At 71.9% G+C, this 19779-nt stretch carries 17 protein-coding genes and 2 pseudogenes; 8 read left to right on the top strand and 11 right to left on the bottom strand.

The window, feature by feature from the left end; translation table 11 throughout:
- Nucleotides 1-5: 5 nt before the first annotated feature.
- Complete coding sequence (locus tag KWI83_RS06280; RefSeq protein WP_218513286.1) at nt 6-1418, bottom strand: xylan 1,4-beta-xylosidase; 1413 nt, start codon at nt 1416-1418, stop codon at nt 6-8.
- 166 nt (nt 1419-1584) lie between these two features.
- On the opposite strand from KWI83_RS06280, the gene KWI83_RS06275 reads away from it, so the two are divergent.
- Complete coding sequence (locus KWI83_RS06275) at nt 1585-2679, top strand: DUF5925 domain-containing protein (RefSeq protein WP_218513285.1); 1095 nt, start codon at nt 1585-1587, stop codon at nt 2677-2679.
- Nucleotides 2680-2716: 37 nt separating this feature from the next.
- Nucleotides 2717-3490, top strand: a complete 774-nt coding sequence (locus KWI83_RS06270) for a DUF72 domain-containing protein (protein ID WP_218513284.1) — start codon at nt 2717-2719, stop codon at nt 3488-3490.
- A gap of 100 nt (nt 3491-3590) precedes the next feature.
- On the opposite strand, the gene KWI83_RS06265 is transcribed toward KWI83_RS06270, so the two are convergent.
- A complete protein-coding gene (locus KWI83_RS06265; RefSeq protein WP_218513283.1) occupies nt 3591-3965 on the bottom strand; it encodes a GntR family transcriptional regulator in 375 nt (124 codons plus the stop codon).
- Nucleotides 3966-4036: 71 nt separating this feature from the next.
- Between KWI83_RS06265 and KWI83_RS06260 the strand changes: the two genes are divergently transcribed.
- Together KWI83_RS06260 and KWI83_RS06255 are read left to right on the top strand one after the other, a co-directional pair.
- On the top strand, nt 4037-4966 hold the full coding sequence (locus KWI83_RS06260; RefSeq protein ID WP_218513282.1) for a GNAT family N-acetyltransferase: 930 nt from the start codon (nt 4037-4039) through the stop codon (nt 4964-4966).
- Entirely contained in the window at nt 4947-5450 is a 504-nt protein-coding gene (locus KWI83_RS06255; protein ID WP_218513281.1) for a DUF402 domain-containing protein, read from the top strand. The genes KWI83_RS06260 and KWI83_RS06255 overlap by 20 nt, the downstream gene beginning before the upstream one ends.
- A gap of 2 nt (nt 5451-5452) precedes the next feature.
- Here KWI83_RS06255 and KWI83_RS06250 read toward each other — a convergent pair whose 3' ends face one another.
- Nucleotides 5453-6070 carry a bifunctional 2-polyprenyl-6-hydroxyphenol methylase/3-demethylubiquinol 3-O-methyltransferase UbiG gene (locus KWI83_RS06250; protein WP_218513280.1) on the bottom strand — a complete coding sequence of 206 codons (618 nt, stop codon included), beginning with the start codon at nt 6068-6070 and terminating at the stop codon, nt 5453-5455.
- A gap of 139 nt (nt 6071-6209) precedes the next feature.
- Here KWI83_RS06250 and KWI83_RS06245 point away from each other — a divergent pair, with 139 nt between their 5' ends.
- Together KWI83_RS06245 and KWI83_RS06240 are read left to right on the top strand one after the other, a co-directional pair.
- On the top strand, nt 6210-6347 hold the full coding sequence (locus KWI83_RS06245) for a hypothetical protein (RefSeq protein ID WP_218513279.1): 138 nt from the start codon (nt 6210-6212) through the stop codon (nt 6345-6347).
- Between the two features lie 180 nt (nt 6348-6527).
- Nucleotides 6528-7538: a lytic polysaccharide monooxygenase gene (locus KWI83_RS06240; protein WP_218513278.1), complete on the top strand. Its 1011-nt coding sequence runs from the start codon at nt 6528-6530 to the stop codon at nt 7536-7538.
- A gap of 55 nt (nt 7539-7593) precedes the next feature.
- Here the strand turns inward: KWI83_RS06240 and KWI83_RS06235 are convergent, their stop codons facing one another.
- Together KWI83_RS06235 and KWI83_RS06230 are read right to left on the bottom strand one after the other, a co-directional pair.
- Entirely contained in the window at nt 7594-8460 is an 867-nt protein-coding gene (locus KWI83_RS06235; RefSeq protein WP_218513277.1) for a triacylglycerol lipase, read from the bottom strand.
- A gap of 156 nt (nt 8461-8616) precedes the next feature.
- Nucleotides 8617-8817 (bottom strand): annotated as a pseudogene (locus KWI83_RS06230) (MarR family transcriptional regulator); the annotation flags it as partial.
- Between the two features lie 260 nt (nt 8818-9077).
- Here KWI83_RS06230 and KWI83_RS06225 point away from each other — a divergent pair.
- The gene (locus KWI83_RS06225; protein WP_218513276.1) at nt 9078-9398 is read left to right on the top strand and encodes a cupin domain-containing protein; all 321 of its coding nucleotides are present in this window, start codon (nt 9078-9080) and stop codon (nt 9396-9398) included.
- A gap of 16 nt (nt 9399-9414) precedes the next feature.
- On the opposite strand, the gene KWI83_RS06220 is transcribed toward KWI83_RS06225, so the two are convergent.
- The 4 genes and pseudogenes from KWI83_RS06220 to KWI83_RS06205 form a co-directional block, all read right to left on the bottom strand.
- Nucleotides 9415-10389, bottom strand: a complete 975-nt coding sequence (locus KWI83_RS06220) for a hypothetical protein (protein WP_218513275.1) — start codon at nt 10387-10389, stop codon at nt 9415-9417.
- Nucleotides 10386-13922, bottom strand: coding sequence for a DNA polymerase III subunit alpha (locus KWI83_RS06215; protein ID WP_218513274.1), 3537 nt, complete (start codon nt 13920-13922; stop codon nt 10386-10388). Before KWI83_RS06215 ends, KWI83_RS06220 begins: the two co-directional genes overlap by 4 nt.
- 347 nt (nt 13923-14269) lie before the next feature.
- Nucleotides 14270-15172 carry a S1 family peptidase gene (locus tag KWI83_RS06210; protein ID WP_218513273.1) on the bottom strand — a complete coding sequence of 301 codons (903 nt, stop codon included), beginning with the start codon at nt 15170-15172 and terminating at the stop codon, nt 14270-14272.
- A gap of 416 nt (nt 15173-15588) precedes the next feature.
- A pseudogene (locus KWI83_RS06205) lies at nt 15589-15903 on the bottom strand (hypothetical protein); the annotation flags it as partial.
- 339 nt (nt 15904-16242) lie between these two features.
- Here KWI83_RS06205 and KWI83_RS06200 point away from each other — a divergent pair.
- The gene (locus KWI83_RS06200) at nt 16243-16680 is read left to right on the top strand and encodes a cell division protein SepF (protein WP_218513271.1); all 438 of its coding nucleotides are present in this window, start codon (nt 16243-16245) and stop codon (nt 16678-16680) included.
- Between the two features lie 38 nt (nt 16681-16718).
- Here KWI83_RS06200 and KWI83_RS06195 read toward each other — a convergent pair whose 3' ends face one another.
- Complete coding sequence (locus KWI83_RS06195; protein ID WP_218513270.1) at nt 16719-17909, bottom strand: acyl-CoA dehydrogenase family protein; 1191 nt, start codon at nt 17907-17909, stop codon at nt 16719-16721.
- A 99-nt stretch (nt 17910-18008) separates the two neighbouring features.
- Nucleotides 18009-19658 carry an MFS transporter gene (locus KWI83_RS06190; protein ID WP_218513269.1) on the bottom strand — a complete coding sequence of 550 codons (1650 nt, stop codon included), beginning with the start codon at nt 19656-19658 and terminating at the stop codon, nt 18009-18011.
- Nucleotides 19659-19779 lie beyond the last annotated feature (121 nt).

Below are 19779 nucleotides of genomic sequence, written 5' to 3'. Positions count from 1 at the left end.
GCGCCTTACCGCTTGAGCCACTTCACGTCGTACGCCCCCAGGTCCAACCGCTTGCCGTCGACGTTCGCGCTGACCGTCCGGTCGCGGGTGTTGACGACCAGGAGCGTCCGGTCGGTGGCGAGGACGCGTACGTCCGCCGGGGCGGCGACGGTCCGGTACGTCGTCCCCGGCGGGAACTCGGCGTGGAAGCGGGCCACCAGGTCGTACATGGGCAGCTTCGCGCCCCCGCCCTCGCTGTCGGTCGGCGTCCAGAGGCAGCCGGGGCAGTCGGGGCCGGTCTCCTCCTGCGGGTTCCAGTAGAAGCCGGAGGAGGCGCCGCCCCCGACCATGGCGATCATGGCGGCGGCCTGGACGGCGCGGCGGTGCGGCTCGGACCAGCCGTGCCGGTCGTCGTTGCCGTCGGCGGGCTCGACGTAGTACTCGGCCCACCACAGCGGCAGATCCTCGCCGGTCTGCCGCCGCACCCACTCGCCGACGGCCGTGAACTTGTCGGTGGCGGCGAACTCGTCCGGCAGCAGCTCGTCGTCCTTGGTGTAGCTGGAGCCGTCCACGACGACGAAGTCGGCGCCCGCCTTGTGCTCGTTCCAGTAGGAGAAGGCGTCGAGAACCCGCTGGTCCAGGGCGCCCCAGGGGCCCTTGAGCGAGGTGGAGGCGATGTCCGTCCGACGCGGGTCGACGCTGTCCATCACCAGATAGGGCCCGCCGACCATGATGTCCTGGTTCACCTTCTTCAGCGCCTGGTGGACGAGGTTGTACAGCTTCGTGTAGCCCTCGTGGTCCCAGCGCTGTTCGGCGTCGTTCCAGAACCCCTTGAACTCGTTCCAGACGATGAAGTGGCGTACGTCGGGATAGCGCTTGGCGACGGTCGCGGCGAGGGCGGCGAAGTCGGCGTAGTGCTCGGGCCGCGGGGCGGTCTCCAGGGCGGCCTGGCTCCAGTCGGTGTTCTCGGCGCCTGCCTCGCCGCCCTTCATCCAGTCCGGGGCGCAGCACAGGGTGATGACCGGGGTGCCGCCGGAGGCGCGGACGAAGTCGACGCGGCGGTCGAGGGCGGCGAAGTCGTAACGGCCCTTCACCGGCTCGGGGTTGTCGGCGCCCCAGCCCATGATGTGCTGGTTCTGCGGCAGCGCCGACTGCCTGAGGCTCGCCCTGACCCGCCCGACGGCCGCGGCGGGGCCCTCGTCGGCGCTGAACTGGGTGTGGGTGAACCCCCAGCCGACGTCCGGTCGCGGCTCCCCGGGCGGGACTGCGGGCGTGCCGTGCACCTTGTCGCCGTCCGGCGAGGTACCGGCGGTGCTCGTGCCGTCGCCGGGAAGTGTGCTGACCAGGGTCACCACCAGGGCCACGAGGGCCGCCGCCACCCCGAGCAGCGCGGTGAGCCGCCACCGCCGTGCCCCCGTACTCCACCCATGACGTCCCATCGAGGCAACAGTAATGGGGGGACGGGCGTTGGGGCAGATGTCGTACATGTACGGCCCGGAAGGAGGATGTAAGGGGGCACAGCGGGAGCAGAGGTGTGCAGCCGACACTCCGCGCGCACCTCGGAAACCGGGTGCACGCGGCGCCCGTGTGCCCGATCATGGCGGCATGTCTGCGAACCCACACGACGCTCTGCCGATCCGGCTCCACGTCGACGACAGCGACTCGCCGTCCGACGTCGTGGACGCGCTGTTCCTCGGCCGCTTCGCGACGGGCGAGCAGCCGTACTCGCACGCGGCGAACATCGACCGCGTCCGCTCCGGGGCGACGCTGCTGCCGCCCGAGGCCCGGGTGCTGCGGGTGGCCCGCGACGACGACCGCAGCGCCACGCTCGCGGAGGGCGACGGCTGGACGCTGCTGGTCTCCCGCTGGAACCGGGGCGCGGACGTCACGGTGACCGCGACCAGCGCCGACCTGGCGAAGAAGGTCCTCGACCAGGCGACGGACGGCGCGGCGGACGAGCCCGAGCCGCAGCCGGAGAACGTGACGATGGGCTTCTGGTACGTCTCCCCCAGGCGCGGCCCGCACCGTACGACGCGGCAGATCTCGGCGGGTACGTGGGACGAGGTGCGGGCCAACTACACAGCGCCGGTCGCGGACGCGATGGACCGCCTGATGAAGACGACCCCGGAGGACATCGCGGGCCGCCTGCTCCTGCTGCACGGCCCGCCGGGCACGGGCAAGACGTCGGCGCTGCGCTCGCTGGCCCGCTCCTGGCGGGACTGGTGCCAGGTGGACTGCGTCCTGGACCCGGAGCGGCTGTTCAGTGACGTCGGCTATCTCATGGACATCGCGATCGGCGAGGACGACACGACCGGCAAGGGCCGCTGGCGGCTGCTGTTGCTGGAGGACTGCGACGAGCTGATCCGCGGCGAGGCCAAGCACACGGCGGGGCAGGCGCTGTCACGGTTGCTGAACCTGACGGACGGGCTGCTGGGCCAGGGGCGCAACGTGCTGGTCGGCGTCACGACCAACGAGGACCTCGAACGCCTCCACCCCGCCGTCGTCCGCCCGGGCCGCTGCCTGGCCCGCATCGAGGTGGGGCCGCTGACCCGGCGGGAGGCGGTCAACTGGCTGGGCGCCGAGGAGGGCGTCGGGCGGGACGGGGCGACGCTGGCGGAGCTGTACGCACTGCGCCGGGGCACGTCTCCGACGGCACTGCCGGAGCCGCGGGGCGGGTCGGAGGCGGGGCTGTACCTGTAGGGGGCCCTGTGGTTTCGGCCGGTGCTTTCATGGACGTATGACCCTGTTCGTCGGCACGTCGGGGTGGCAGTACAAGGACTGGCGGGGGCTGCTGTACACGGACGGCTGCCCCACCCGGCTGTGGCTGGAGCAGTACGCCGAGCGGTTCGCCACGGTCGAGATCAACAACGCGTTCTACCGGCTGCCGACGCGGGACACCTTCGAGGCGTGGCGGGAGCGGGTGCCGTCGGACTTCGTGGTGGCGGTCAAGGCCAGCCGGTACCTGACGCACATCAAGCGCCTGAAGGACCCCGAGGAACCGGTGCACCGCCTGATGACCCACGCGTCGGGCCTCGCCGACCGTCTCGGCCCGGTGCTCCTCCAGCTCCCGCCGACGCTGCGCGCGGATCCCGGGCTGCTGGACGCCTGCCTCGCCTGTTTCCCCGTCGGCACGAGGATCGCGGTGGAACCACGCCACGACTCCTGGTGGACGCCGGAGGTGGAGCAGGTCCTGCGCTCGCGGGGAGCGGCCCTGTGCTGGGCCGACGTGCTGGCCCGCCCGGTGACGCCGCTGTGGCGCACGACCGACTGGGGTTACGTCCGCTTCCACCAGGGCCGCGCCCGGCCGTGGCCGCACTACGGCCGCCAGTCGCTGCAGACGTGGGTCCACCGCATCACGGCTGTCTTCCCCCGCGACCACGACGTGTACGTGTACTTCAACAACGACCCGGGTGGGGCGGCGGTGGGGGACGCGGTGACGTTCGCGGACCTGGCGAGGCGAACGGGGCAGAGGGTCACGCGGACGCCGAGGGAGCTTGCCGCCCGGCGCTGAGGCCGACGTCGCGGTTCCTCTCCGCCGCAACGGCGCTCCGCCACGACGGCGCGTCTGGGGAAGGTGCCGAACCCCCGCCGGCCCTGGCGCCGACAAACCCCTACCTCCCATACGCCGCCCGCAGGGCGTCCCGCACGGCATCCAGCGCCACCTCCTCACCGAGCCCGAGCCTGCGCGCCCTCTCGGCGTAAGCCTGCGCCGCCTGCGCCGCCTCCCGCTGCGCCGCCGGCCCGGCCGCGGCGACGAACGTCCCGTGGCGTCCCCGCGTCTCGATCACGCCGTCCGTCTCCAGCGCGCGGTACGCCTTCGCCACCGTGTTCGCGGCCAGCCCCAGCGACTCGGCCAGCCCCCGAACCGTCGGCAGCCGATACCCCACCGGCAGCGCCCCCGACCGCGCCTGCGCGGAAATCTGCGCCCGCACCTGCTCGAACGGCGGCGCCGCCACACCCTCATCGATGTCGATCTTCAAGGTCACGCGCCCGATTCTCCCGTACCGGCCGCAAAATGAGAGGCATCCCGGCGCCTGCCCGCGTAACGTCCGACCCCATGACCGTGATCGTGCGTGACGTGCGCCCCGAGGCCGGAGCCGACGTCGAGGCCTTCGCCCGGGTACGGCACCTCGCCCTGCCCTACATGGTGTCCACCCCGGACTCCGTCGCCCACGCCCTCGCCCACGCCCACCCCGACGCCCACTACCGCCCCCTCGTGGCCGAGCTGGACGGCGAGATCATCGGCACGGCCCAGGTCGGCGTCGCCCACGACAGCCCGGAACCGGGCCAGGGCTACCTCAACGTCTATGTGCACCCGCAGCACACCCGCCACGGCGCCGGATCCCTGCTGGTCCGGATCGCCGAGGAGCACCTGGCCGCGCAGGGGGCGACGAAACTCTTCACCTGGGTCCTGGACGAGCCCGCCAACCGCGCCTTCGCCGAACACCACGGCTACCGCCCCAGCCGCTCCTCACACTTCCTCCGCCTGGACCTCGCGAACAGCACCCTGCCGCCTCTGCAGACCCCACCCCCCGGCGTCGAACTGCGCACGGCCGCCGACTACGCGGACGACCCGCGCCCGATGTTCCTCCTGGACGCGGAGACGACAGCGGACGAACCGGGCGACATCGCGGCCGAGTTCACGGACTACGAGACCTGGTTCGCGGAAACCTGGACGCACCCGCACCTCGACCTCGAACTGACCTCCGTGGTGCTCGTCGACGACCGGCCCGCCGCCTTCAGCGCGGCGTACACGGACGGCGCCACCCGGTACGCCTCCGCCATGACGGGCACCGCCCGCGCCTACCGCGGCCGGGGCCTGGCCAAGCTCGCCAAGAACGCCTCCCTGCGCCGCGCCCGCGCCGCCGGGTACACGGAGGCGTTCACGGGCAACGACGCGGGCAATGGCCCGATGCTCGCGATCAACAAGTGGTTCGGGTACGAGATCTGCGCGACGGAGGTGCGCTATGCCCGCCGACTCGGCTGAGCCGCCCACCATGGTGGACGTCGTCCTGGTCAAGGCCGGCCGGACGAAGATCCGTTACCCGGCCGAGCTGCTCCGGGACGACGGCACCCGGATCGTGGTCCGCGCCCCCTTCGCGGGCACCGCCGTGCGCGACTTCGGCTTCGTGCGCTTCGAGCCCGGGGACATCTTCACCGAGTACTACTGGCGGGACCGCTGGTACGCGGTGATGGAGGTCCGCGACCCGTCCGGCGTCCTCAAGGGCTGGTACTGCGACATCGCCCGCCCGGCGACCTTCTCCGGCACCGAGCTGGTCGTCGAGGACCTCGACCTGGACCTGTGGCGCTCCGCCGACGGCACGGACGTACGCCGCCTGGACGAGGACGAGTTCGCGGAGAGCGGCCTCTCCGAAACGGACCCGGAGGCGGCCAGCGCGGCACTGGCGGCTCTGGACGAACTGGAGACCTTGGCCCGCGGCGACGGCTTCGAAGCCCTGCTCGGCAGCTGACGTCACCCCTGGGCGACGACCGCGTACCGCTCGTCGTCCACGACTCTCCCCCACAGCGCCGGGTCCTGCGACAACCGCTCCACCCGCACCGCCCCGGCGACGGGCGCGAGCAGCTCCCGCACGCGCTCCGCCGCCATCCCCACCGGCGCGACCGTCCCCCACACGCCCTCGACCAGCACCAGCCGCCCTCCCGGCCGCAGCAGCGCCCACCAGTGACGCAACGCCCGGCCGGGATCCGGCAGCGCCCACAGCACGTGCCGTACGAGGACGACGTCGAACCGCCGCTCCCCCACCGGCGGTGCCGCCGCGTCACCGACCAGGAACACGGCGTCACGCCCGGCGGGCTTCGCGCGGGCCAGCTCCACCATGGCCGGGGACAGGTCGACGCCGGTGACGCGGTGTCCCTGCTCGGCCGCGAGGAGCGACAGGCTGCCCGTGCCGCAGCCGAGGTCGAGGACGTCGCAGGCGGTGCCGGGCAGCCAGGAGCGCAGCCGCCGCGCCCAGGCGTCCCGGACCTCGGGATCACGCAGCCCGTGATCCGGCTCGTCGTCGAAAGTGGCGGCGAGTGCGTCCCAGTCCAGGTCGTTCGCCGAGGTCATCGTGGCTTCGTCAGCTGTCATGCCCCTCAGGGTGACACCCGCCACTGACAGTCGAATCGTGACGGCCGCCACAGACATACCGGCAGCGATGAGGAACTCTCGCCGAAATGGTCTACCTCCGTGAGAACACGGAACCCGGTAGGCACTGAAGGAGGCAGCCATGCGCCGAGTCACAGTGCACAAGCCCCCGCGGAAGACGGAAGCCCGCCGACTCCGCGAGGAGACCGACGAGCCCACCTACGAACGCCGGCCCGAGGTGCGCAAGGACATCGCCCGCACCTGGTGGCCGGCTCACTGATCCGGTTCACGCGAAAGGCACCTACCTCAGCGCAGTCTGAGCGCTCCCTTAAAGGGACCATAAGGATCTCCCTCGACCGCCTTCAGCAGGCGATTTCGCGGTTTCTTGGGGCTAGCTTCGAACGCCCCCACGGGATCACCCCCGGGATCCACCCAAGTGACCGCTACGAGGAGTTCCCCCATGCCCGCACGCCGCAAGGCCGCCGCCGTCGCCGCCGTCGGCATCGCCCCGCTCGCCCTGACCGCGCTGTCCACCGCGCCCGCGTCCGCGCACGGCTCGATGGGCGACCCGGTCAGCCGGGTCGCCCAGTGCTACGCGGAGGGCCCGGAGAGCCCCGGGTCGGACGCGTGCGAGGCGGCGGTCGCGGCGGGCGGCACCCAGGCGCTGTACGACTGGAACGGCGTCCGCATCGGCAACGCGGCCGGGCAGCACCGGACGCTCATCCCGGACGGCAAGCTGTGCAGCGCGAACAACGAGGCGTTCAAGGGCCTCGACCTGGCCCGCGCCGACTGGCCCGCGACGTCCGTGAGCAGTGGGTCGTACACCTTCAAGTACCGCGTGACCGCCCCGCACAGGGGCACCTTCACGGTCTATCTCACCAAGCCCGGTTACGACCCGGCCCAGCCGCTCGGCTGGGGCGACCTGGACCTGGCGAACCCGGTGGCGACGGCCACCGACCCGGCCGCGTCGGGCGGTTTCTACACCTTCTCCGGCACCCTGCCGGAGCGCTCCGGCAAGCACGTCCTGTACGCGATCTGGCAGCGTTCGGACAGCCCGGAGGCCTTCTACTCCTGCTCGGACGTCACCTTCGGCGGCAGCGACAGCGGCGGAAGCGGCAATGCCGGTGACGGCGGCAACGACGGCTCCGCGGCACCCGTTTCCGCCCCCACCGCCCCCACCGCCTCCGCCCCCACCGACGAGCAGATCGAGGCGGCCGCCGAGCACTCCACCATCGAGAACCACGGCCACGGCGACAACGACCCCGGCACGTCCGCCGCCCCGGACGCCCCCACCGCCAACCAGCCGAAGGCCGCGGCCGCCGGGACCTCCGAGAACCTCGCCGAGACCGGCGGCGACAGCAGCACCACGTACCTCGCCGTCGGCGGCGCGGCCGCGCTCGCGCTCGGCTCGGCGGCCCTGTTCGCGTCGGTGCGCCGACGCGCGGCGAGCGGCGGCCGGCACGGCCGCTGAACCCAGGGCTCCGGGGCCTGACCGGCGGCTCAGGCCGGTCAGGCCCCGGCGACGCTCAACTGAACACCGACGCACAGGTCGTCGGCTTGGCCCGCGCCGGATCGAGGGCGTTCGCGACCTCGTGGAAGGCGATCCGGTCGAACAGCCCGATCGCCAGATGCTCGGAGAAGTCGACCGGACACAGATCCTGGAGCAGCACGTTGCGTACGTCCGGTCCCTCCAGGTACTGACTCCGATACGGCGTGACCACCTGGTCGTACTTGGTGGCGATGACCGTGTAGCGCACGCCGGGCACGGTGTCGCCGCCCGCGTTGAGCTTGGTGAGGAAGGCCGATCCGGCGATCTGGTCGGCGAGGGCCGGGGTGGCGGTGGAGAGCAGGTCCTCGGCGCCCGGGAAGTACGGCAGCAGGTGGGTGAGGCCGGACAGGGTCGTGCCGTGGTTGTCGGGGGCGATCCCGACGAGGGCGTTCACCTCCGCCGCCCCGCCGAGGAACCTGAGGTAGTAGCGGGGCATCATGCCGCCCTGCGAGTGCCCGACGAGGTCGGCCTCGGCGGCGCCGGTCGCGGCGAGCACCTTGTCGACGAACGCGTCCAGTTGCTCGGCCGACTTCTCGATGGGACCGAGGCCGTGGAAGAACGGGACGCCGGGCAGTTGGCCGTAGTCGAGGGAGAAGACGCAGTAGCCGCGCTTCATCAGATACGGGGCGAGTCCCAGCCAGTTGTCGACGGAGTTGCCGAACGTCCCGTGGACCAGGACGACGGGGCGGGGATGCGCGGCGGAAGGCTTGCAGGAGTAGTCGTTCCAGCCACTGCTGGGAGCGGCGGTGGCCGCCTGGGCGGTGGTGGCGGCGGGGAGGGTGGCGATCGCGGCGGTCAGCAGCAGCGCGATCACGGGTCTGAGCACTCGTTTCCAGGGCAGCATCGGGTGATCTCCTTGCGGCTCAAGGGAAATGCGATGGCCTTGCGCCCTGTGATCCGGATCACGAGGATGCTGTTCACTCGTCAAGTTACGGACGAGTAGTTCAATGGGGAAGTTACGCGTCAGTAAAAACTTCCAGTGATAACCAACCAGGAGCGGTCACCAGGAGGGCCGGACGGGCCCCTCGGGCGCGATGCGCAGCAACTGCCGCCCCAGCGCCCGCACTTCCCCCTCACCGAGCAGCTCACCCCACGCCCGCACCGCCTCCGCGGCCCGCGCACACTCCCACCCCCGCCCGGTCAACACGACAAGCCGCGCCCGCGCGTCGCCCGGATGCGGCCGCCGCTCGACATACCCCTGAGGGGTCTGTCGACGAGCTGACTGGCGGCGACCGCACTGCGTGGCTCGACCGGTTGAGGCAGGGCCGGGCGAGGCAGGGCCGGGCGAGGTCATCGGTCCCGCTCACATCACCCCGCCGCAACGGCGCTGTACCGCGAAGGACGAGTTCGGCGGTGCCCGACAACCTCAGCCGCGCGAGTCGCCACCGGCAGTGGGCCGGATACGCCTGGCAGTTGGTGTTGACGTGCAGGTAAGTACCGGTCCTCCCCCAGCCGCGGTGATTGCCTCACGTCCACTCGGCGCAACCCCAAGCGGAGCGGCTCCGCGCATGGCGCGGCGAGATCCCTGCGGGAACCAAAGCCCCCGCCCACACCGTGACCCGCGAGGAGATCCTCCACCTGCTCGTCGGCGACCTGCTGGTCACGCTCGACGACGAGTCCACCCGGATCACCGCAGGCGACACGGTGATCATCAACCCGGGTGCCCTCTTCGCCGTCGAGAACCCGACCGATCAGCCCGCCGTCACCTGGGTCACCACCTCCATCGGCCTGGAGGCGGAGCTGATGGACGGCACCCGCATCGCACCCCCATGGGCCAACTGAACAACGCTTGAAGGGCCTACGCCGCCAACGACCCCGGAATCACCGCCCGCGGCCCGAACTTCGCCCGCGCGCGGTCCGCGACCTCCTCGATCCGGCGGACCTTCTCGTCCACGGGGTCGAAGGTCAGCTGGTGGGAGGCCTGCTCGGCGGGCGTGAGCCCCTCCGCGCGCAGGGCGATCGCGCGGACCCGGGCACGCTGGAGGCCGAGCGCCTCGTACATCCCGTACGCCGCACGCGTCAGCGCCGGCGAGTGCGCGGTCGGTTCCTTCAGGGTGCGGCTGCGGGTGGTCGAGGAGCGGTCGGCGTAGCGGACGGTGAGGGTCAGGGTGCCGCAGACCTTCTCCACGGCGCGCAGCCGGGTGCCCAGTTCCTCGGCGGCCGAGAGCAGCGCGCGGCGGTGCCGCTCGGGGTCCAGTTCGTCGCGCGGGAAGGGTCGTTCGGCCGCTAGCGAACGCGACACGGCGTTGGGGACCACCCGCCCGCGGTCGACGCCGTTCGCCTTCTCGTGCAGCTCGCGGCCCGCCTTCGCGCCGATCAGCCGCTGGAGCGTGGACAGCGGCGCGGCGGCGACCCGGCCGAGGGTGTCGAGGCCGTACTCGCACAGCGTGCGGGCGGTCGTGGCCCCGACGCCGGGCAGCACGGCGACGGGCTTGTCGGCGAGGAACTCCGCGATGGCGTCCGGCTCCTCGGGCACCACACAGGTCACCCCGGGTTCGGCGTACCGCAGCGCCACACGGGCCAGCATCGGGCCGGGCCCGGCGCCGATCGCGCAGTCGACCCCGTGGTGGGCGAGCGCCCGCACCCGGATCACCGACGCCAGCTCCACGGCGCTGCGCCCGAAGTACCGCTCGGCGCCCCGCAGATCGGCCAGCGCCCCGTCCGGCGGCAACGCCTCGACGACCGGCGTGAAGTCCTCCAGCAACCCCAGCAGCCGGGGCAGGGCCGCCTCGTGCGTCGGCGGCAGCTGGAAACGTACGCAGAGGATGGTCATCCCGCACTCCCCGGACTCTGGTGCCACAACTTCCTTGCCTTCGAAGGCCCTTGTGCGGCCTCTTCGCCCGCCGGGCGCAGATCGGCCCATGGATGCATCTCGTATCCGGTGGGCATACGGATCCGCCGCCCGTGCGTCGGATCGCCCCCGGAACCACCCGAGCCGTCCGCACCCTCCGGCACCGGCTCCGGCCCCTCCGGCACAGTCTCCGGCCGCCCCGGCACCGACTCCGGCCGCCCCCGCTCCGCTCGCTCCGCCCCCGGCGCCCGCTCCGCCAGCCGCGCCGCCACCACGTCGAGCCCGCCCTCCGCACGCAGCTCGACCAGCTCGGCGAGGTTCCAGGCGGCGGACCCCACCACGCTGAGGCTGCGCGGCCCGCGCCGCTGCACCACCCCGCGCACCAGCAGCAGCCAGGAGTGGAAGACGGTGTGCGCGCAGGCGTCGTGCGAGTCGTCGAAGAAGGCGAGGTCGACCAGGCCCGTACCGTCGTCCAGCGTGGTGAAGATGACCCGCTTGCCGGACCGGATCGGCGGCGTCTGGGTGGCCGCCTTGGCACCGGCGACCAGCACCGTCTCGCCGTGCCGGGCATCGCGCAGCCGTCGCGCCGGCACCACGCCCAGCTCGTCGAGGAACCTGCGGTGATCGTCCATCAGATTGCGCGAGGCGTCCATGGACAGCACGCCCAGCTCGGCGCTGAGCCGCTCCGCCGGGGACAGGTCGGGCAGTCCGGCCGGGGCGGTCTTCCGCCCTCCGGACAGCGGGAGTTGGCCCCCGCCGCCACTGCGCGCACCCCGGTGCAGCTCGGTCAGGTGCAGTTGCAGATCGCGGCGGTTGGCGCCGAAGGAGTCCAGGGCACCGACCTGGGCCAGCCGCTGCGCCAGCGGGCGACTGGGCCGCGCCCGCTCCCAGAAGTCCACCAGCGAGGCGTACGGCTGCCCGTCCGCGATCCGCGCCGCCTCGGCCTCGCTGATCCCGTGCACGTCGGAGAGAGCCAACCGGAGTCCCCACACCCCCGATTCAGACACCAGTTCGATCCTGTGTGCGACCCCCGACTTGTTCACGTCCAACGGCAGGATCGGCACCCCCCGCCGCCGCGCGTCCGCCAGCAGCAACCGCTTCGGATACATCCCGGGGTCGTGCGTGAGCAACCCGGCATAGAAGGCGGCGGGGTGATGCGCCTTCAGCCACGCCGACTGGTACGTCGGTACGGCGAAGGCGACCGCGTGCGCCTTGCAGAAGCCGTACGAACCGAACGCCTCGACGATCTCCCAGGTCCGCTGAATCGTTTCCGCGTCGTATCCGCGCGCCGCCGCGTGCTGCGCGAACCACACCTTGATCCGCCCCTGCGACTCCGGATCGGACAGCCCGCGCCGCACCCGGTCCGCCTCGTCGCGCCCGCAGCCGGTCATGATGTCGACGATGTGGATGATCTGCTCGTGGAAGACGACGACCCCGTACGTCTCCCTCAGCGGCCCCTCCAGGTCGGGGTGCGGATAGCGGATCGGGGCCCGCCCGTGCCGGGCCGCGATGAACGGCCGCACCATGTCGGCGGCGACCGGCCCGGGCCGGAAGAGCGAGATGTCGACGACCAGATCGTGGAAGGTGGCCGGCTGCAGCCGCCCGACCAGGTCCCGCTGCCCCGGCGACTCGATCTGGAAGCAGCCCAGCGTCTCGGTGGAGCGGATGAGGTGGTACGTCGCCGGATCGCCGTCCCGCAGCGCGTCCAGGTCGATCCGCTCCCCCGTCGCCCGCTCCACCTCGGCGACCGCGTGCGCCATCGCCGACTGCATCCGCACCCCGAGCACGTCCAGCTTGAGCAGCCCGAGGTCCTCGACGTCGTCCTTGTCGAACTGCGACATGGGAAACCCCTCGCCACTGGTCGGCATGACCGGCGTACGGGAGAGGAGGGAGGCGTCGGACAGGAGCACCCCGCACGGGTGCATGGCGACGCCGCGTGGGAGGGCGTCCAGGGCCTCGACCAGCTCCCACAGCTTCCCGTAGCGCTCCCTCTCTCCCGCCAGCTGCCTGAGCTCGGGCAGCTCGTCGAGGGCGGCGCGGGCGTCGCGCGCGCGGATGTGCGGGAAGGACTTGGCGATGCGGTCGATGTCGGCGGGGTCCAGGGACAGGGCGGCCCCCGCGTCACGGATGGCGTGCCGGACGCGGTACGTCTCCGGCATCGCGACCGTCGCGACCCGCTCGGCGCCGAACCGGTCGATGATCGCGCGGTAGACCTCCAGGCGGCGCGCGGACTCCACGTCGATGTCGATGTCGGGCAGGACCATGCGGCGCTTGGACAGGAAGCGCTCCATCAGCAGCCCGTGCTCGACCGGGTCGGCGTGCGCGATGCCGAGCAGGTGGTTGACGAGGGAGCCCGCGCCGGAGCCGCGGGCGGCGACCCGGATGCCCATCCTCTTCACGTCGTCGACGACCTCGGCGACGGTCAGGAAGTAGGTGGCGAAGCCGTGGTGGGCGATGATGTCCAGCTCGTCGTGCATCCGCTCCCAGTACGCGCGCCGCCCGGCGTAGCCGTGCAGTACCATCCCCGCCGCCGCCCGGGAGGCGAGCACGCGCTGTGCGCTGCGCCGGCCCGCGCCGACGAGGTGCGGCTCGGGGAAGTGCACGGTGCCGATGCCGAGGTCGTCCTCGGGGTCGACCAGGCACTCGGCGGCGGTCGCCTGCGTCTGCTCCAGCAGCCGGTGCGCGGTGCCGCGCCGGAAGCCGGCGGCCTCGACGACCCGCTCCGCCGCCCCGAGCATGGCGCCCGCGTTCTTCAGCCAGGCCTCGCCGGAGTCCAGCTCCTTGGTCGGGTCGATCGGCACCAGGCGGCGGGCGGCGTCCAGCACGTCGGCGACCGGGCCCATGCCGGGGTCGGCGTACCGGACGGCGTTGCTGAGCACGGGCCGGACCCGCTGCTCGGCGGCGAAGCCGACGGTACGGGCGGCCAGGCGCAGGGAGCCGGGGCCGGTGCCCTTGCGGCCGTGCCAGACGGCCTCCAGGCGCAGGGCGTCGCCGTAGCTCTCCCGCCAGGGGGCGAGGAGCTTCGCGGCGCGGTCCGGGCGGCCCGCGGCGAGGGCGCGGCCGACGTCGGAGTCGGGGCCGAGCAGGACGGTGAGGCCGTCGGCGTGGTTGGCGGACCAGGGCAGCAGGGGCGTGCCCTCGCCCTCATGCGCCGCCGTGACGATTCTGCACAGGTCGGCCCAGCCTGCCGCGCCGTCCCGGGCGAGGAAGGTCACGCGCGGTGTCGACTCGTCGATGAAGGCACCGCCGCGCACGGGGGTGCGCCGTCGCCGGTCCTGCCGTACGCGGTCGGGCTCGGGCTCCGCCACCGCCAGCTCCGCCCCGAACAGCGGACGGACGCCCGCCTTCGCGCAGGCCTTGGCGAAGCGGACGGTACCGGCGAGCGTGTCCCGGTCGGTGAGCGCGAGGGCGTCCATGCCCCGCTCGGAGGCGCGCTCGGCCAGCCGCTCCGGGTGCGAGGCGCCGTAGCGCAGCGAGAACCCGGAGACGGTGTGCAGATGCGTGAAACCCGGCACACGCACCTCCCGCACTCGCAAGCCCGAACAGGCTCTCGAACATCAGTTCCCAACTCTCCCACCCCCACCATAGACCAATTTCCGAACGTCTGTACGACATCCACTCCGGCACGCCCCACCTGCACAAACACGCCCCACCTGCACAAACACGCCCCAGCAGCAGGTGAGCGGCGGGACTGCACGCCGGTGAAGGGGCGGGCTCCGCACAAGGACGAGCCCCCGCATGCCAGGTGCACGCGAGGGCTCATCCGGTTGCCGACTGCACCCACGCCCTCAAGGGGCGCGGGCGACTGCGCGATCAGCCACGGACAACCCGCGGCCGCCCACAGCCTCTGTCAGCACGGCGCTCAGTACACGCTCACGCCATACGCGCTCAGCGCCTCGGTGACGGGCTGGAAGAACGTCGTGCCACCGAAGGTGCAGTTGCCGCTGCCGCCGGAGGTGAGACCGTACGCGACGCCGTTGCTGCCGTACAACGGGCCGCCGGAGTCGCCGGGCTCGGCGCAGACGTTGGTCTGGATCATGCCGTGGACGACGTCCCCGCCGCCGTAGTTCACGGTGGCGTTGAGGGCGGTGACACGGCCGGTGTGGGTGCCGGTGGTGGAGCCGTCACGAATGACACTGGTGCCCACGCTCGGGGTGGCCGCACGGGTGATGTCCACGCCGCCCGCGGTGCCGGGCTTGGAGATGGACGTGTTGGTGTACCGGACGATCCCGTAGTCGTTGCCCGGGAAGCTCGAACCGGCGGTGGGGCCGAGGACCGTGGTACGGCCCGAGTTCGCGTACCAGGTGCCCGCGCCGTCGGTGCAGTGACCGGCGGTCAGGAAGTACGACGTTCCGCTGCTGTTGCGGACGTTGAAGCCGAGGGAGCAGCGCCAGCTACTCGCATAGATGGCGTCGCCGCCCTGGATCAGCTTGGTGAACTTGCCGGGGGTGCGCTTGATCGTCAGGGCGTCGGCGTTGGCACCGGCCGCCTTCTTGATCTTCGCGATCTCGGCCGCGGAGACCGTGCTGTCGACGGTGAGCAGCACACGGTTGGTCTTACTGTCGACGGCCCAGGCGGTGCCGGGGACGTCGGCCTTGAGCACCGAGCTGCCGACGCTCTTCAGCTCGTTGGCGCTGAACGTGGTGACATCGGACGCGTTCGCGCTGGGGACCGCGAACGCGGCTGCGGCCACGAGGCCGGTGGAAACGGCGATCAGCCGGGTCCGTCTCGTACCGCTGCGGGGGGTAGTGCGCTTGATCCTCACTTGTTCGTTCCTCCACATGGGAAGTCGGGGGCCCGCGTGGGGTCGGGGCCCGTGAGGCGCAGTCAGTGGCATCGTTGTCCGGATTCCGAACCCGCCGTGCCCCTGACAAGCGCTGAGGGGGAGTATTCGGCCGCACGACGGGCGGGCGCAAGGGCGCCTTTCGGCCGTCAACTTTTGAACCAACTATGCGGAATGGACGCCGTATCCCGCCCCACACCCCGTCAGAACAGGTCGCGCTCGCGCGTCTTGCCCGGCAGCGGTAACTACCGTTTCCGCTGCCGTCGTCCACGAACGCCGCCCCCAGCGACCCGTCCTCCTGCACCGACACCTCAGGCGTCGACTCCCACTCCTTCGCACACCGGGACGACCAGCACGCGCCCGCACCGCCGGTCGCCCGGGATGCGGGGATGTCCGGAAGTCGTCCCTCCGGATGCTCCCCACCGGTCGGCGATCCGGCGCGCGGCGAGCGCCACGGGCCTGCGGGCCAGCAGCCCGCCCCCGTCGGCCCCATGGCCGCGCACCTTCGCCGAGGCGAGCACGAGCGAGACGGCGGCCGCCAGTCGCGCCCCTCGCCCCGGGCGACGGACACGGACGCGGACGCGGTCCGCATCCCGCGCAACGGGCGCGGCCGGGGCCGTACGCCGCCACCCGTCCCGCTCGATGCGCCCGGTGCGCCCGGCCTGAGCCTCCGTCAGAACAGAGACCAGCAGCCCGTCGTAATCGGTCACCATCCGCGGCCTGAGATTCCGAACGCGTTGATCCCCCGCGATACGTGCGATGTTGAGTGGACAGCTTCGTCGTATCGCCCGATTTTCACATCGGGTCGACCGTCGCGGTTCACCCGTACGCCCCGCCGCTCACCCGTACGCCAGGAAGAATCATATTTCACTCACAGTCAGCAGCCGTGTAGGGCAACACCCTTGGGGTATCCGGGCTCTCGACGTATCCGCCGTGCACCAGTACCGTCACAAACCCCCCGCGCGGCGTCTATCCACTTGGCGCGCCGTCCGCATCATGGATGACCATAGGGATGCGGAAAGCAGAGAAGACCGCTGTGAGAGGAGGCGTCCATGGGATCGGTGCGCAAGGCGAGTGCGTGGCTCGGCCTCGTCGACGACAACGATGACGAGCGTTATTACGACGACGAGTACTCCGAGGGGACCGAGTCCGGCGACGCCTGGGTCACGGACCCGCGGGTGAAGGTGGCCACGGACAAGGCCGAGCAGAAGGAGCGCCGGATCGCCACGGTGAGCCCGGACAGCTTCCGGGACGCCCGTGCGATCGGCGAGCTGTTCCGGGACGGTGTCCCGGTCATCATGAACCTGACGGCCATGGAGCCCGCCGACGCCAAGCGCGTGGTGGACTTCGCGGCCGGCCTGATCTTCGGGCTGCGCGGTTCGATCGACCGCGTGTCCAACCGGGTGTTCCTGCTGACCCCCTCCGACACGGAGATCATCAGCGGCGAGCCCGCCGCCCACCGGGCGGACGGTTTCTTCAACCAGAGCTGAGGCAGGGCCGCTCACCGGAAGCCGCCCCCGCACGCGGGCTACCGGAACGCATCGAGTCCGGTGAGCGCCTTGCCCAGCACGAGCTGGTGCATCTCGACGGTGCCCTCATAGGTGAGCACCGACTCCAGATTGGTCGCGTGCCGCATCACCGGGTACTCCAGTGAGATCCCGTTGGCACCGAGGATCGTCCGGGCCGTACGGCAGATGTCGATGGCCTCTCGTACGTTGTTGAGCTTGCCGAAGCTGACCTGCTCCGGCCGCAGCCGCCCGGCGTCCATCCGCCGCCCGAGGTGATGGGCGAGCAGAATCCCCTTGTGCAGTTCGACCGCCATGTCGGCGAGCTTGGCCTGGGTGAGCTGGAATCCCCCGATGGGCCGCCCGAACTGCTCCCGCGTCTTCGCGTAGTCGACGGCGGCCTCGAAACAGGTCCGGGCCGCCCCCATGGACCCCCACACGATCCCGTACCGCGCGTGCGACAGACAGCTGAGCGGTCCGCGCAGCCCGGTCACCTCCGGCAGTACGGCATCGGCGGGCAACCGCACGTCGTCGAGCACCAGCTCACTGGTGACACTCGCCCGCAGTGACCACTTGTGCTTGATCTCGGGCGCCGAGAACCCGGGGACGTCGGTGGGCACGACGAACCCACGGATCCCCTCCTCGGTCCGCGCCCACACCACGGCCACCCCGGCGACGGACCCGTTGGTGATCCACATCTTGCGCCCATTGAGCACCCAGTCACCGCCGTCCCGCTCGGCGTACGTCCGCAGGGAGGCCGGGTCGGACCCGTGGTCGGGCTCGGTCAGCCCGAAGCACCCGATGACGTCCCCGGCGGCCATGGCAGGCAGCCACCGCTGCCTCTGCTCCTCGGAGCCGAACCGGTGGATGGCGTACATGGCCAGCGACCCCTGCACGGACACCAGCGACCGGATCCCGGAGTCGGCGGCCTCCAGCTCCAGACAGGCGAGCCCGTACTGCACGGCACTGGCCCCCGCGCACCCGTACCCGCTGAGCGACATCCCGAGCGCCCCGATGCCCCCGAGTTCCTTGGCCAGCTCCCGGATCCCGGGCAGCTCCCCCGCCTCGTACCACTCGGCGACGAACGGCAGCACGCGGTCCGCCGCCCAGCTGCGCACGGTGTCCCGGACGGCCAGGTCCTCGGGCTCCAGCAGGTCGTCGATCCCCAGCGGATCCGATGGATCGAAGGGAGGCAACTTCGGGGACACGGGCATCCTCCGGTCAGCTCAAACTAGCAGCGCTAGTCATGGACTGGGGGTGACGTTACGACGCGGGGAGTCGCGGAGCAACCACCCGCAAGCCGCCGACGGCGATCAACCCCGGCGGGCGACGTCCACCTCCGAACGGAGTTGCACGGGTGCTGCGTGGGCGGGAGACCCGACGCCGGCACGAGGCGACGGCACCTCGACAGCCACGTCGGCATCACACTGCATCACCCGAGGCAACCGCAGAGCCATAACGGCCCCCAGCAGCAGCAACCCCGCACTCACCAGCAACGTCACATGCAGCCCCTGCACAAAACAGTCCCGAGCCGCCCGCCGCAGAGCAACCCCCGCCGCCCCCCCGAGTTCCCCGGCAACGTCATAGGCCTCCCCCAGCGAATGCCCTGCAGCCGCCGAAGCCGAAGCCGGAACCCCCGGCACCGAAGACAACCCGGGCGCATACGCCGCGTTCATCACCGTCCCCAGCAGCGCGATGCCGATGCCCGCCCCCAGCTGGTACGACGTCTCCCCGATCGCCGCGGCGCCCCCCGCCTGCTCCGGTGGCGCCTCGCTCAGCATCGACTCGTACGCCCCGAACAGCGTCGTCTCCAGCCCGTACCCCAGCAGCACGAACCCGGCGAGCATCAACGCGGCGTTGTCCTCCCGCCCCATCCCCGTGAGCAGCACGACCGCCAGCGCGGTCAGACAGAACCCCGCACAGACCATCCGCCGCGGCCCGAACCGCCGCAGCATCCGCGCCCCGAACAGCCCCGCCGCCATCGCCGCCACGGTCAGCGGCAGCAGCCTGAGCCCCGTCTCCAACGGCGACAGCCCGAGCACCAGCTGCAGATACTGCGCCGCGATCAGCTCCAGCCCCACCAGGGCGAGCATCGCCAGCACGATGCACCCGACCGACGTACTGAACGCCGGCCGCGCGAACATCCGCAGGTCCACCAGGGGATGCTTGCGCCGCCGCTGTCGCCGTACGAACAGCGCGAGCAGCGCCGCACCCGCCAGGAGCGGCACCACGGTGAGCACGCTGTCGGCCGGCTCCCCGCCGCCCAGCCGTTTGACCCCGAGCACCGCCCCGAACAGCCCGGCCGCCGCCATCAGCGCACCGACCACATCCCAGGGCCCGTCCCCGCTGCCCGTCGACTCGGGCAGCACAAGCCGCCCCACCGGCAGGCTGACCAGCATCAAGGGGATGTTGACGAGGAACACCGACCCCCACCAGAAGTGCTCCAGCAGGAAGCCGCCGAGCAGCGGCCCGACCGCCGCGCCGACCGCGGCCACCGCGCTCCAGACGCCGATCGCCAGCGCCCGCTCACGCCGGTCCGGGAAGACCTGCCGCAGGATCGACAGCGTCGCGGGCATGATCATCGCGCCGCCGACACCGAGCAGCGCCCGCGCCAGGATCAGCACCTGCGGGTCCTGGGCGACGGCCGCCATGGCGGAGGCGACGCCGAACAGGGCGTATCCCAGCAGCAGGATCCGTCTGCGGCCCACCCGGTCACCGAGGGTGCCGAAGAGGATCAGCAGCGAGGCGCAGACGAGCGGGTAGGTGTCGACGATCCAGAGCAGTTCTATCGCGCTGGGCTTGAGGTCCTCGGTGACGGCGGGCACCGCCACGTGCAGCACGGTCGCGTCGACCGCGACCAGCAGCAGGCTGGTGCAGAGGACGACGAGAACGACCCAGCGGTTGGCACCGGCCCCGGCCGCCCGACGGCGCAGCCCGACGGCAGCCGTGGTCGTCCCGGACATGTACGTACCTCCCAGATGTTCCCTCGCGCTCGGCGGGCTCGCGGGAGCGGGGACCTCCCGCGACTCGGCCGGAGAGGAGCGGTGGTCTCCGGCCCGCGCAACGAATGGCGAGTGACACGTC

Origin of the sequence: Streptomyces sp. TRM70350 (genome assembly GCF_019219825.1) — a bacterium.
GTDB lineage: Bacteria > Actinomycetota > Actinomycetes > Streptomycetales > Streptomycetaceae > Streptomyces.
Note: the sequence above shows the minus strand (reverse complement) of the source record. Positions and strands in the feature narration are given on the sequence as shown.

Coding starts and splice junctions, on each gene's coding strand:
- KWI83_RS06280 (WP_218513286.1), bottom strand. CDS start 1,418: ATGGGACGTCATGGGTGGAGTACGGGGGCACGGCGGTGGCGGCTCACC.
- KWI83_RS06275 (WP_218513285.1), top strand. CDS start 1,585: ATGTCTGCGAACCCACACGACGCTCTGCCGATCCGGCTCCACGTCGAC.
- KWI83_RS06270 (WP_218513284.1), top strand. CDS start 2,717: ATGACCCTGTTCGTCGGCACGTCGGGGTGGCAGTACAAGGACTGGCGG.
- KWI83_RS06260 (WP_218513282.1), top strand. CDS start 4,037: ATGACCGTGATCGTGCGTGACGTGCGCCCCGAGGCCGGAGCCGACGTC.
- KWI83_RS06255 (WP_218513281.1), top strand. CDS start 4,947: ATGCCCGCCGACTCGGCTGAGCCGCCCACCATGGTGGACGTCGTCCTG.
- KWI83_RS06250 (WP_218513280.1), bottom strand. CDS start 6,070: ATGACAGCTGACGAAGCCACGATGACCTCGGCGAACGACCTGGACTGG.
- KWI83_RS06245 (WP_218513279.1), top strand. CDS start 6,210: ATGCGCCGAGTCACAGTGCACAAGCCCCCGCGGAAGACGGAAGCCCGC.
- KWI83_RS06240 (WP_218513278.1), top strand. CDS start 6,528: ATGCCCGCACGCCGCAAGGCCGCCGCCGTCGCCGCCGTCGGCATCGCC.
- KWI83_RS06235 (WP_218513277.1), bottom strand. CDS start 8,460: ATGCTGCCCTGGAAACGAGTGCTCAGACCCGTGATCGCGCTGCTGCTG.
- KWI83_RS06220 (WP_218513275.1), bottom strand. CDS start 10,389: ATGACCATCCTCTGCGTACGTTTCCAGCTGCCGCCGACGCACGAGGCG.
- KWI83_RS06200 (WP_218513271.1), top strand. CDS start 16,243: ATGGGATCGGTGCGCAAGGCGAGTGCGTGGCTCGGCCTCGTCGACGAC.
- KWI83_RS06195 (WP_218513270.1), bottom strand. CDS start 17,909: ATGCCCGTGTCCCCGAAGTTGCCTCCCTTCGATCCATCGGATCCGCTG.
- KWI83_RS06190 (WP_218513269.1), bottom strand. CDS start 19,658: ATGTCCGGGACGACCACGGCTGCCGTCGGGCTGCGCCGTCGGGCGGCC.